Source organism: Bacteroides sp. D2 (assembly GCF_025147085.1).
Taxonomy (GTDB): Bacteria; Bacteroidota; Bacteroidia; order Bacteroidales; family Bacteroidaceae; genus Bacteroides.
Genome location: NZ_CP102261.1, coordinates 6,301,116 through 6,315,589 on the forward strand (window position 1 = coordinate 6,301,116; position 14,474 = coordinate 6,315,589).

Sequence of the window (14,474 nt, forward strand, 5' to 3'; positions counted from 1 at the left end):
AAATTATCAAACAAGAGTTCCGAACTTCTATTTCTCCATGTCCTCTATGATGCAAATGATGAATTAGTCCGAATACTGATAAACCTTCAAATCGAACTTCGGAACCATTGCCAGCAAATGGTCGAAGATATCCGACTGAATACGCTCGTATTCTTTCCAGACCTTATTGCGGGAGAAGAAATAAACCTGAATAGGTACTCCGTACATCGTAGCTTCTTTCTGACTGATAATCAAATCCAACTCCTGATTGACCACAGGCAGACTACACAAATAGCGTTCAATATATACCCTGTACACTTGAGAATTGGTAGGAACGACTCCTTCTTCCGGCTGATAATCCGCCATTAATGGAATTTCTTTCCGGTAACGGTCCAACATTTCCGGAGTACAGAATTGAAGTGTAGTCAAATCCAAAGTTATACTCTTCATCACCCGTCGTCCTCCCGACTGTGTCATTCCCCGCCAATTCTGAAAAGGACTGCTCACTAATGTATAAGGAGGAATAGTGGAAATGGTATTATCAAAATTCTGGATCTTGACTGTATTCAGCGTTATTTCCTGTACAATGCCATTTGCGTCACCGGAAGGAAGCGTCACCCAGTCCCCCGGACGAACCATATCGTTGGCAGAAAGCTGGATACCCGCCACAAAACCTAATATGGAATCTTTGAATACTAACATTAAAATAGCCGCTGAAGCGCCCAAGCCCGCAAACAAAGTAGCCGGAGACTTATTCACGATAATAGCAATGATTACAATCCCGCCAACAAAGAAAAGAAGCACCTGCAACACTTGGATAAAACCTTTCATCGGGCGGTCTTTCATCGACTCTCTTCCGTCATAGATATCCATTATCATCAACAGAATCCCATTTATAGCCAATAGTAAAGAGAAAATAATATAAATGACGCACGCCTTCTGGGAAATCAGCAACAGCTCTTTTCCACGGATAAAAGCCATCGGCAACAACGAATAAACCAGAAAAGCCGGGATGGTATGAATCAAATTATGAAATACCCTACGCTTCATCAACAATGTATTCCATTGATGAGGTTTACGTCTCGTATACTGTTTCATACCTCCAATAAGAATTGCCTGGCAAAGATAATTCAAAACGATAGCAACCACTATCATCAGTAAAGCCATAATAGTCTCATCAAAACGATCGGCAACTGCCGGATCTATTCCCCAATTAATGAGGGTTTTATTCATCCATTTTCCTAAATCTACTACTAACATAACTTCTGTCTTTTTTTATAAATAACAGTAAAATATTCATTTGGTTTAGAAAAAAAGAGACTAGTATCCGATTTATCAAGAATCAAGACACCGGTCTCCACTGCTACTCTCTAAGCATATCATTTTTCGATGAGGGCTCCATCAGGGAATCACCATCACCCCTATTTCATTCATATTTACTTTAGCAACGGTAGCATCAGGTGTAGTGGCCTCCAGTTTAATGAAACGTGCCTGTACTTTCTGACTGAAAGCAACCGTCTGTGGCAACGGATTATGCATAATATTGCTGAACTCTCCACTGGCAGGCACTTCTTTCCAGCTCTTACCATCCATGCTTACAAAGAATTGATAACGGAATGCCATCGTCGGCTTTGCCTCCGCTTTTGAAGGCGCGTACGTGAAACTGCTCAATGTTACCGTCTTCCCCAAATCAATCGTTAATGGAGAAGCAGCAACCTGTTTCCATCCGGAACGCGGCAAATTATTCCAGTCTTCTTTCGTTGTTTCTTCCTGCAAAGGTTCTGCATAATAAGCGGCAACCTGACTAACGTAAGCAGTCAACCGGCACTCGTCTATTCTCACCCGGAGCTTATTGGCATTAACTGCCGGAAAGCGCAACATACGTTTATATCCTATCGTCGTACCTTTTCCTACTTCTTTCCAGCCATTATCCGTCAAGGCTTCCACAGTAAAAGCCTCTACCCTCTGCCCTTTCGTTATATCTTCCTGCAACATGACCAGATTGATTTCCGATTTGGACTTCAAGGCATAGACAGCCTCACCGCCCGAAGTAGTGCTCCAGTATTTTCTTCCGTTTTTCACCCGGTTGTCAGCAAATGTTTGTTGCCGATAATCAGCAAACTCTTTCAACCGCTTGATATCAGCTTCATGAATCAGTCCCCTCCGGTCAGGTGGAATATTCAGTAGAAGCACTGAATTATATCCTACCGACTGGAAATAAATATCTGATAAATGCTTCAAAGATTTCACTTTACCATCTTCCTCCGCATGATAGAACCATCCCGGACGGATAGATACGTCGACTTCCGAAGGATACCAGAATAATTCCGTAGCTTTCTCCAATATCTTACGACTTCCCAAATCCTCTGCTTTACTGAAAACACCCAAACGTTTGTTGTTCTCTTGTGAACGGGCATATATACCGGGAGTCAACACAGTTGCGTTCCATTCCGTTTCACGGCCTACTCCTTTCTCGTTTCCGACCCAGCGGACATCATCCCCCATAATTGCCATCACAGCTTTGGGTTGGAGGCGTTGGATGGTTTGGTAAAAAGCGTCCCAGTCATACACTTGCTTCTTTCCGTTCGGACCTTCTCCATTCGCCCCGTCGAACCAGACTTCATGTACTTCACCATAATTGGTGAGCAATTCCGTCAATTGCCGAATAAAAAAATCATTGTAACGGGGAGAGTCTCCATAACATTCCGCATTCCGGTCCCAGGGAGAAAGATATACTCCAAACTTCATATCATATTTGTCACAGGCAGCACGAAGTTCTTTCACTACATCGCCTTGTCCGTTTTTCCAGGGAGAAGAGGCCACGGAATGTTTGGTAGTAGCCGTTGGCCAAAGGCAGAAACCGTCGTGATGTTTTGCAGTCAGAAGCACCATTTTAAAGCCGGCTTCCTTGAGGGTACGTACCCATTGTTCAGCATCCAGTTCCGAAGGATTAAAGAGCGCGGGATCTTCTTTCCCGTCCCCCCATTCACGTCCGGTAAAGGTGTTGATACCAAAATGAAGGAAAGCTGTTAATTCCATTTGTTGCCAAGCGTATTGCTGTGGAGTAGGTACCAGACGCGCTGCCATATCAACCTTCTGTTCGATAGTTGCACTTTGAGGAAATTCAACATGCTTCACATAGTAATTTTCTTTTTTCTGCGCCTGCGCTCCACTCATGAGAGTAACAGACAATAAAAGAGAGGTTAGTAGTTTATTCATGGTCTATTAATTATTGCAATCGTACAAAGATAAAATAAAGGTGCAGATTTCACGATCCTCATGGAATATTTTCTTACGACATTCCATCCAATCAGTGTAACCCCCACCTTTATATATAATCTAAATAACCTATTGATTTAGTATCTATTTCACCGGATAAAGGGTAAATTCAAAACTCTGTTTCTTTAATGGAACCAAGTATTGCGGTAATACTCCGGGACCACAAGTAGCCGTTCCCACACCTGCCTGTTCAGCATCCAGATGCACTGTCAACAATCCATCGCGTTCCAGTTCATTGATATGGCGGGCCTTCTCTAATAATACATCCGAGAAAGGAATGATACTAAACTGGAAAGCACGATCCGACTCAACAAAGATACCTTCGCCGGAAGTATCTGCCAACTTCACCCAACGTACATCGGTGCGGTTGCCTGTAGATTGCGGAGCAACATAATAGTGGAACATCCGTTCCGGTGTGGTCTGATATACACCGATTTTACCGGACTGATTGCGGTCAATATAGGTTTCATTATCTCCACGTCCCAAGTAAGAAACCTGATCGTAGGCGTTCGACACACGGAACGTCAATCCCAGGCGTGCCATTGATTTCACGATGGTCGTGTCGGGTTGGAAAGTTGTATGTACTTTCAGTGCACCGTTTCTATCCAGTGAATAAACAAAGTCAGCAATTCCTACCCTTTGCGTTTTTGCATTTAGAATTTCTACACGGGCAGTGGTCGAAGTCTTACTTTCCTTCAATGACACTACTTTCTGGGTCAGACAATCCAATCCCGCATCACGCCACAAGCGTGCGCCGTTCTTATCCCGGTTGTCATTATCCGTTGCCGGGCGGTAAAGGCTCAATGTCAGCGGAGTAGCCAATAATTCTTTGCCGTTCAGGTTCAATGAAGTCAGCGCGCCTGTTTGCTTATCAACGGTGAAAGTCGTTTCACCTGCTTTTTGCGGACGGTAGCCTGTGTAGTTCTTATTACCGGCAAATACAAACTGGTCGTATGCCACCTCCCAATCCTTATCTATCATTGAAGAAGCTTCACGACGGGTCCAGCTGATATTCAAATAAGCCTCACGGACTGTATTCGGAAGTTTTACAGCACCCAAAGTAACATCAACAGTAGCGTGCGGTGCACAATCAACCGTTTTTGTACCTTCCGCCAAAATCTTGCCATTATCTGCCGTCACATTCCAGTTCAGTACATACTCATTCAAGTTAGAGAAATCATACCAGTTCTTGACACGGATAGTCAGATTCTTCTGATTCGCCAGCGTTACTTTTATGTTCTGATATACTTTCTTTACTTCGAGCAAATGCGGGTGCGGTTCACGGTTGGCGCCCACCAAACCGTTACAGCAGAAGTTTCCGAAACTTGGAATTCCTTCCGGTCCGTAATCACCGCCATACGTCCAGTACCATTTACCATTCTTGTCTATTTCGCGGAATGACTGATCCACCCAGTCCCAAACGCAGCCACCTTGTGCCATCGGATTGTTTTCAAATACGTCCCAGTATTCTTTCAGTCCGCCGCAACTGTTGCCCATCGCATGAAGATATTCACAAAGAATGAAAGGGCGGTAGATGTCTTTCTCTTTTACGTATGCTTTGATATCGTCTACACTGCGGTACATACGACAGTAAATATCCGTATTATAGTTCAATTCGGCACGTTCATACTGTACAGGGCGAGTTTTCTCTACCGATTTCAGCCAGTCATAAGTACGTTCGAAGTTAATTCCGTTTCCTGCTTCATTCCCCAATGACCAGATAACGATAGCCGGGTGATTCTTAGAACGTTCATACATCCGGTGAGTACGATCCATGTGTGCAGTCAGCCAGGTACTATCCTTGGCTAGGGAAGCAGGACCATATCCCATTCCGTGAGATTCGATGTTTGCCTCATCAATCATGTACAAACCGTAACGGTCGCAAAGTTGATACCAGTAAGGATGCGTAGGATAATGCGAGTTACGCACCATGTTGATGTTGTGCTGCTTCATCAGTTTGATGTCCAGTTCCATCAGCTCCTTGCTCACGGTACGTCCCAGTTGAGAATGCTCGTGTCGGTTGGTTCCCTTCACCAATACCGGAACGCCGTTGATGCAGAAACGTCCGTCTTTGATTTCCGAGGTACGGAAACCGACTTCACAACCAGTCAGTTCGGTTACCTTGCCTTGTTCATCCTTCAGTTCGAGTATTAATGTGTAAAGATGAGGATGCTCTGCACTCCAAGCCTTTACATCGGGAATATTCTTTTCATCAAACGTGATAAAATTGCTCAATCCGCGGGATTTTATCCGGATAGCATCCTGCAGGACAGCTTTACCATTGGCGTCTTTCAGGGTATAAGCAATAGAAGTAGCTCCAGATATAGCAGAATGTCCCTCTACGGTCACTTCAAGTCCGAAAATACCATCTTTGTATTTCTCTTTTTCTAAAGAAGCATTCAGTTTATAATCCGCAATGTACTGTTTGGGAGTACTGTAAAGATACACGTCACGTTCGATACCACTCAAACGCCACATATCCTGACATTCCAGATAAGCACCCGAACTCCAGCGATACACTTCCAAAGCAACCACATTTTCGCCTTCATTGAGGACATCTGTAATATCCCATTCGGCAGCCGTCTTTGATCCCTGATTATATCCAAGTAATTTTCCATTCACCCATACATAATAGAAAGAAATGACTCCTTCACAACACAGTACTACCCTGCGTCCTTTCCAGTCGGCAGGCACTTTGAAGGTACGTCGGTAGGAGCCGACTTCATTCTCCGCATAAGGCACCAGCGGCGGATTCTTCTTGAAGTTGAACATTTTATCATCAAACTCATACGTTTCGTTGACATAGATAGCCGTGCCATACCCCTGGCGTTCCCAGTTACCGGGCACATTGATATCCGCCCATCCTCCTGCATAATAAGAAGGTTGGTAAAAGTCCTTCGGACGATTATCGGGATTCTTCACCCAATGGAATTTCCACTTTCCATTGAGACTCATATAAAAAGGAGACTGTTCATACCCTCCCGGCTTTTCAATGTCGGAAGCGTTGGCGTAAGGCCATACGTATGTGTGAGGAGCGAGTTTGTTCAGTCCCACCGCATACTGGCTTTGCCATTCGGGCAACGGTTGTTGCTGCGCTAAAGTGAAAGTAGCAGTCAGTCCTGACAATAGAACTAAAAGAGTTCGTTTCTTTAAGCTAATATTCATAAGCATGTCATCATAATTGGTTTATATAATAAATTAGGCACAGATTAAGCTGATTGACGCTATTATTTTATATACTCATCATTCTAAAAACCGTGAAATTCGTGTAATCCGTCTCTAATAATATAAGATTATTCTGCAAGAGCACTTAATTGCTGTTTTTAACTATTTGATTACTATTCTATAATCACTTCATCAAAATAGACTCTCGCTTCCTGACCGGGACGGACATGCTCGTCGGGACATATCCCCGCACCTTCCGCCGTCACTCGGACATAACGAGCAGATACTCCGCCCATATCTATCGAATAGTCATTTCTAAAAGTTCCTTCCAGATAGATTTCTTTCGGAGAGAAGTTCAATTCTCCCATAGTATGGTAGGTTCGATTGTCATCGGAAACTTCTACGCGAATCATCTTCGGTTTATGTGCTCCCATTCCATAATTCGTAATGCAACCGATGGTAAATTTATTCAAAATCTCCCGCCCCTGCAAATCTATCGTGAAAGATATAGAATCATTTTGATTCCAGTTACACCATTCAAAATCAGTATATTTCAGGCTTCCCCGCAATCCGTTGACTAATAACATTTCGTTCTTCTTATTGCCAAGCAAAGGTTTTGCCGTAGCTTTGTTCCATGTGAGTTGCAACTCTAAAGTTTCTCCCATTTGCTTGCCGTTCATAAAGGTAGCGGCTTTCACCATTTGTGTCTTCGTCACACGGATAGGTCCGTCGTAACGATGAGAAGACATTGCCGGATTACTTCCGTTCAGTGTATAATGAATCTCTACATCCGGGCGGATACATTCCAAATTCACTTCCAAATGTCCGTCCACTGATGTCACCGTCTGTTGTATGTTATACATTGAACGGGCATAGACAATTCCTTTTTCCGCAATATGCGCGTTGTATGCGTCCATCCGCTTCAAGAATCCAGACCAGTCCTTCGTTCCTGCGGGCGTCCATGCCACTTCTGCTAAAGCGGCCAGGCGGGGAAACAAAAGATAATCCACATCTTCGGGTTTATTACAGAACTCTGTCCACATACAAGCCTGTACTCCCATTAACAAAGACTCATATTCCGGTTTCCAATCCTTCTGTACAGGTTCGTAATCGAAAACATCTTTCAGGGTATTGTTGCCAAAATAGGTTACCGGTTCAAACCATTGCGGTCCCTGATAACGAATCAAGTATAAGACACGCGCCGGAGTCATGATAAAACGATGTCCCTTTTCGGCAGCTTTCAGAGCAGCCGTACCCATTCCCTGCCAGCCTAGGATAATAGATTCTTCAGGAAGAAAAGAGCTGTTTGTCAACTCATCCCAGCCAATCACTTCACGACCTTTCTTACGCAGATAATCACTGATACGTTTCATGAAGTAACCCTGCAAATCTTCTTCATTGGCCAAACGCTGTTTTTTCATCCGTTTTTGGCAAAGCGGGCATTTCTCCCAGTTTGTCTTTCGCGCCTCATCTCCACCAACATGAATATAGCGAGAAGGGAAAAGCTCTAGAATTTCGTCAAAAACATCTTGCAAGAATGTAAATACGCTATCATTTCCCGCACAGTAGATAATCTCGGAATTTCGTCCTCCCAGTCCGGGAAGTACACCGACAAAGTCTTTCACAACCGGACAGGCAAGCTGGGGATAAGCAGCCAGAGCAGAGTTACTGTGTGCCGGTACATCTATTTCCGGAATGACTTCAATCTGCCTGTCGGCAGCATAAGCCACTATTTCCCGAATCTCCTCCTGCGTATAAAAACCACCTATTGGAGTGGGTTCTCCCCGTTTCGGGTTGCGACGTGAGTGGAAAGGTACATCGGTATGATCTACTCTCCACGCCCCTACTTCCGTCAAACGGGGATACTTCTTAATTTCAATCCGCCAGCCGTTATCGTCCGTCAGATGAAAATGAAGTTTGTTTATTTTCAGCATCGCCATACAGTCGATGATTCGCAGTACATTCTTTTTAGGAATAAAGCAACGCACCGGATCCAACAGTAATCCGCGGAAACCGAAACGGGGTTCATCCTGAATGGTCATTGCGGGAACTCTCCAATCAACATTCCGGACCGGTTGTTCCGATTCTATGGCAGCTGGCAGAAGTTGGCGGACAGATTGCAGAGCATAGAAGAAGCCCTTTGTATCCGAAGCTTTAATAAGTATCTGTTGCGGTGTAATCTCCAACAAATATGCTTCACTTTTTAAAGAAGAATCCGTCACAAAACGGACTTGTCCCTCTTCACGCCCGACATTCAAAGCCGGAGTTATTCCGGCAGCATGAGTAAACAAGTCAATAAAATTGCGGGCAATCACGGCTTGTTCCTGATTTTCTACCGCAAACACCGTTTGGGCTGAAAAGGTGAAGTTGCCACGGCCCGGCACAATCTGTGTCGGGCGTGGTACTATTGAAATTAAAGGGGATGTTAAGTTATCAGCCTGCAAAAACGCTGTCAGTGGCGAAAGCAGTATGAGAATGATTAAGATGTATTTTTTCATGGCGTATGTACATTGGTATTATTCCTTGTCTCTCTCCGGTGAGAAGCGGACAGGATCATTGTATTGCTCCTGAAGTTTCAGCATTTCTTCTTTTAGTTCTTTCACTACCGGTTCATATTCAGGTTGTCCGTAGAGATTGTGCATTTCCGACGGGTCTGCCTGCAAGTCATAGAGTTCCCACCAGTTGATATCATTATAGAAATGAATCAGTTTATAGCGGTCTGTACGTACACCGTAATGACGTTTCACCATGTGTTCAGCGGGATATTCGTAGAAATGATAGTAGAGAGCCTTCCGCCAATCTTTCGGATGTTCGCCTTTCAGCAAGGGGACGAGGGATACACCTTGTATGTCTGAAGGAATCTCTGCTCCTGCCAATTCGAGGAAGGTAGGTGCATAATCGATGTTCTGAACCATTTCGGTGATGTCGCCCCTACGGTCGAATCCTTTCGGCAGACGCATGATGAGTGGTGTACGCATGGATTCTTCGTACATGAAACGTTTGTCGAACCAACCGTGTTCGCCCATGTAGAATCCTTGGTCGGAAGTATAGACAACAAGTGTGTTATCCAGTAATCCCTTCTCTTTCAGGTAGTCGAGTACACGACCAACATTGTCGTCCAGCGACTTCACCGTCTTCATATAATCGCGCATATAACGCTGGAATTTCCAGTTGGCTAGTTCCTTGCCTTGCAGGTTCTGTTTATAGAAATCGTCTATTATTGGGGTGTAGAATTTGTCCCATGCAGCACGTTGTGCTTCATCCATACGACCAATATATTTCTCATATAAGGATTTCAGACGGGTATTTTTGTCGGGACGAAGCATTTTGAGGTCATAAATCATGTCCATGTCTTTCATAATACTCATCTCTTGTGCGGCAGCGGCAGGGCGTCCTTCGTAATTGTCAAAGAAATTGTCCGGTAGCGGGAAGGTTTTATCTTCGTACAAAGCCAGGTTGCAAGTATCTGCCAACCAATTACGGTGAATAGCCTTATGGTGAATCAAAAGACAGAAAGGTTTCTCCGGATTGCGTTTGTTTTCTATCCAGTCAATGGCATCGTCAGTGATAAGGTTCGTGATATATCCATGTTTTTGGATAGTGTCATTGTTCTGTGTGATGAAATCCGGATTGTAGTAGTCGCCTTGTCCGGGGACAATCTGCCAGTAATCAAAACCGGAAGGCAAACTTTCAAGATGCCATTTACCTACCAGTGCTGTCTGATAACCGATTTTCTGCAACAGCTTCGGAAAAGTCTGTTGCGAACTGTCGAATACGCAAGTGGTATTATCATAGAATTTATTAGCACAACTATGTTTACCCGTTATCATGCAGGCACGACTGGGACCGCTTAATGAATTGGCTACAAAACTTTGAGTAAAGCGTACACCATCGGCAGCAATACGATCGAGATTGGGTGTTTCCATGTAGCGTGTGTCATAACAGCTCATCATCTGAGCTGTGTGATCGTCTGTCATAATGTAGACGATATTCAAAGGTTTCTGTTCCACAGGCTTTTGCTTGTTTGAACAGGAAGCAAAGGAAGCTACAGCTGCTACTCCTGCTAAAGGAAAGAATAAGTTTGGTTGCAATTTTTCCATAAATACTAATTTGTATAAGATTGTGTCAGCAAAGATAGAGGACAGCCATCTATTTAACTTCCACAAATTACCATTTAATTTCCAATAATCTCCATTTCTGCATAATTGACTAATAAATAGCCGGAAGCATATCGCCTTCTAACGATAGCTTCCGGCATAAAATTCATTTCACACTATTGAAAGCTAATTGAAAGAGATAGCATTAATAAAATAACTGATTAGCCCAGACTTTTTCAGCATCAGTCTGTACATAATTCTTATTTGTATAGATACGAATCCAATCAATTTCCATTCGAGGCGTATTATCATCCGTTTCACAATTGGCAATACTTTTCAGTACATTATCCCAACCTTCAGGCGCTTTACCAGCAGCCCGTTCCGAGCTTTCAGCCAATCTCATAAAGAAGTAGAGACCGGCACTGCCACCAGCAGCAGTAGCAGGATCAGGATTAGCAGTAGCAGGAGTTCCAGCCTTGTCGAATGGCCACCTGTCAGGAGATTGTGTACGATTCACAGTCAGATTGGTTGCTCCATTAATTCCTAAATTGATTATATTTTCATCCACAAGTTCCACCCAATATATATTCCATTCATTCGCTTGAGGTATTGCTACACTCTTTGAACCTATCTCATTATCAACAGTTACAGCCTGAGTAATTACAGAACCTTGAGTGTTCTTGAGAATATCGATCTCATCTTTCGTGTTCGGAAGGGAATTTTTCTGATTTTTAAGTCCGATTGTCGGAACAAAACCAGTCCGTATTCCTCTCAAACGCGCCTTCACTTCAATTCTCATACCAGGAAAGAACCGAGTATGTTGTGGGGCAAAAATACCACCAAATTTAGAACATTGCAATGCGGCGACACCGTAATCCTTGGTAGCAGTCATGGCACCAGTCCCCTGAACATTTTTATCCACCCACATATTTAAAATACCTTCATTGGTTATATTTGTACATTTTGCATTATTCACAGCTTGTATTTTCTGTGACGGTGCATCATTAATATCAGAAAAGGCCCAAGAAATACGATGTCCGAAAGCATTAGGGGTATTATTTCCGCCACTAAAACTATTATTAATATAATGGAACTCTATCGCATTGCATAATACCCAATCTTTATCTTTCAAAGCTGAAGTGGGATGAGCGCTATTCTTATTCATAGCTATTTTATCTCCCGTAAACCAACTTTCAATTGCAGTTTTATTTTTATCAGACATAAACGGCCTATCCGGGAATTCATACACCTTCGTTATATCAAACAGATTAGGATCTCCCATAGATTCCAAATCAGTCATAGTTATAGTCAGAGTAGAATTTATCATCGGATTCGCTGGAGAATCACTCTCCAGATTCAATACCAGTTGCAAATCCCCTGTCATTTCAAAATCCTGTTTAATAGTCACAGCATCACTTTTTGCCGAAGTTCTTCCTGCAGGAATTGTTAATGTAGAAGGTAAATTTTCATACCTATCTCCTTCCCCTTCTTTCGGAGTAATTTTCATATTAAGAGGTACGGAACTTGGTTTTTCAATCTTTGCAACTAATACAAACTTACCACCTTCCATTACTACATTATCCGCATTGTTCTCCAATGATGCCATTATCCGATAATAATCGGAAACCTTAATTACCTGACTGGAGCCTTCCATCTTATAACCACGGGCAAAAGCCGTAAAGTTTATAGCAGTACTACCCGTCAGTCCGGATGCCTTTATCGGAAAATCCACCTGAATCTGTTTCTCCCCCTTCGGAAAAGTGACGATTCCATTGAACTGTTCGAATACATTCGAAGCATCCTCCGTTCCGGCTTTCGCCGTAAAGTAAATATCAAAATCTTCATTTGCTACAACCTCCTTGCCATCAGCATCCGGTTCCACATTAATATTCACTTTCAAGTGTTCTCCCATCGCAAATGCGTTGTCATTGATGCTCATCGTTAATGGCACGATTTCCGGCAGAGGGCGGTATTTCGTTTCTTCCTCACACCCAGTCAACCCCATGGTCAACAAGCATATCGGAAATATTTTATATAATATGTTCTTCATATCTTTATCTATCTAATTATCATAAATGAATTTTATTCAGTTCCCTTACTTAGTCGGCCATCCCGGATTCTGATTCAGCTCATGGTCCATCTGGATTTCATCCGGTGGTATGGGTAACAAGTAATCACGATCTTCATTAAACTTGTAGCCTTCAGGCAAGTACTCTTTCAACGGATCCATCCATCCTTCATTATCTGTCAGTACATGATTCAGTCCTTCTTTCCGCAATGTAGGCGAAAAGCTCAGATAAAGTACACCGTCTTTGCCCAGATAAGCTCCACGTCCGCGTCCTTCCACACCTTTCAACGTTCCGGCTACCCTCCAACGCATCAGGTCATCCAAACGAAAACCTTGCAGAGATAGCTCTGAGCGTCTTTCCCGACGTACCTCCTGCACTGCCGGCGGCAGGCCTTGGAAAGGGAAGTGAGGATCAGCCGCCGGAGTAACATAGGCCACACCGGCTCTTTGACGCAATGGCTTCAATGTTTTCTCTGCCACGCCATCGTTATACAGCCCCAATTCGGCGGCAGCTTCAGCATAACAAAGCAATCCTTCGGCATAGCGGAACATGACATGAGCCGTTTCACAATTGCCGGTTACATAGGTCGTATCAATGCCAAGGCGAGTATGGAACCCGGTCACGTTCTTGTAAATACCATCCCCATTCAAGCGCGGAGATGAAATATCTTTATTCTTTTCCTTTTGTTCTTCTTCGGTACCTGTCTCGTCATACGCTCTCACATTCATCAAGCTATTAGATTTGAACTTACAACCGGTATGCATCACCATGGCCAAAAGTCTTCCGTCACGATCTTTAAATACCTCATTAAAGTCCTTATACTTTTCATCGGTTGGGTCAACCGGCGTACCATCCACATTCAGAAAGTTATCCACCAAAGACTTGGATAGTCCCGAAGGCTTCACATTATCTGTTACTCCACCGCTAAGCTGTTGAGTAACGGTATTGAACACGCCATCAGCTATTGAATATTTTTTCCAAAAAGTCACTTCGCTAATGTTGGAAAGATCGTTTGAATTGAATAGCTCCGAAAAAGCGTCATCTATATTGGTAGCTTTTGGATTGGTTGCTGTCATATGCAAAGTCAGTCCGACCGGGAACAAATATTGATCTCCCCAGTTCATCACTTCCTTAAAAAACTCTTCAGAGTTATCTTCCGTTGCAAAATCAGTTCCTTTGTGATACTTCTCCCACGAACCTTCGTACAAAGCAACTCGCATAGCCAGAATCATGGCCGTTTCTCTGTTGACACGCAATCCACTGTATTTACTGCGGGAATGTAAATTAGCACGAGCCTCCGGTATCAACCCAATAGCCGCTTTCAAATCGTTCAGGATGAAACGGGCTGCATCCGCACGTTTTGTCGCCGGAATTTGCAAACCGCCCAACGTAGCATTGCCATCCCAGAAGTCATCCATAATGGGAATATTACCAAAACGTGTGAGCAGATAGAAGTGCCAATAAGCACGGAAGAAATACGCTTCCCCTCTCAATGAAAGCACTTCGTCCGTCTCGTCCACCTCGGAAACTGCGTAATAATGGAAAAAGTAATTCACCATACGCAAGTTTTTATAGCCTTTATTCCAATCGTCAGAACCACTGAATTGATTATTCTCTCCATTCAGGCGCATATCATACTTTTCCGAAAGGATATTGTCACTGTTCACCTCTTCTCCTCTGACACCAATACCATATTGAGCCGGAGCCGGTAGAGAAGTATACAAATTATTTATATAGCTCTCTACATTCTCTCTGGTTTTCAAGAAATCTTCATTGTTAGGCTGCGTATAGGGTTTACGGTCCAAATAGTCGGAACACGCCGACAACAGTAAGCCTGCAAAAACAGTCAGGATAATTATTTTATTTTTCATGATAGCGTTCCTCT

General features: G+C 43.5%; 7 protein-coding genes. All 7 read right to left on the reverse strand.

Features of this window, described 5'->3' with window-relative positions:
• Positions 1-63 precede the first annotated feature (63 nt).
• Positions 64-1,239 (reverse strand): mechanosensitive ion channel family protein, encoded by a 1,176-nt coding sequence (locus NQ505_RS23955; RefSeq protein ID WP_004311434.1) that lies wholly within the window; start codon positions 1,237-1,239, stop codon positions 64-66.
• Positions 1,240-1,380: 141 nt separating this feature from the next.
• Positions 1,381-3,198, reverse strand: a complete 1,818-nt coding sequence (locus NQ505_RS23960; RefSeq protein ID WP_004304358.1) for an alpha-L-fucosidase — start codon at positions 3,196-3,198, stop codon at positions 1,381-1,383.
• Between the two features lie 144 nt (positions 3,199-3,342).
• Positions 3,343-6,429 (reverse strand): glycoside hydrolase family 2 TIM barrel-domain containing protein, encoded by a 3,087-nt coding sequence (locus tag NQ505_RS23965; protein WP_008999848.1) that lies wholly within the window; start codon positions 6,427-6,429, stop codon positions 3,343-3,345.
• A gap of 167 nt (positions 6,430-6,596) precedes the next feature.
• Positions 6,597-8,921 carry a glycoside hydrolase family 20 protein gene (locus NQ505_RS23970; protein WP_008999847.1) on the reverse strand — a complete coding sequence of 775 codons (2,325 nt, stop codon included), beginning with the start codon at positions 8,919-8,921 and terminating at the stop codon, positions 6,597-6,599.
• 18 nt (positions 8,922-8,939) lie between these two features.
• Positions 8,940-10,523: a sulfatase gene (locus NQ505_RS23975; RefSeq protein WP_008648810.1), complete on the reverse strand. Its 1,584-nt coding sequence runs from the start codon at positions 10,521-10,523 to the stop codon at positions 8,940-8,942.
• A gap of 202 nt (positions 10,524-10,725) precedes the next feature.
• Positions 10,726-12,570: a DUF5006 domain-containing protein gene (locus NQ505_RS23980; RefSeq protein WP_008999846.1), complete on the reverse strand. Its 1,845-nt coding sequence runs from the start codon at positions 12,568-12,570 to the stop codon at positions 10,726-10,728.
• Between the two features lie 45 nt (positions 12,571-12,615).
• A complete protein-coding gene (locus NQ505_RS23985; protein ID WP_008999845.1) occupies positions 12,616-14,460 on the reverse strand; it encodes a RagB/SusD family nutrient uptake outer membrane protein in 1,845 nt (614 codons plus the stop codon).
• Between the last annotated feature and the right edge of the window lie 14 nt (positions 14,461-14,474).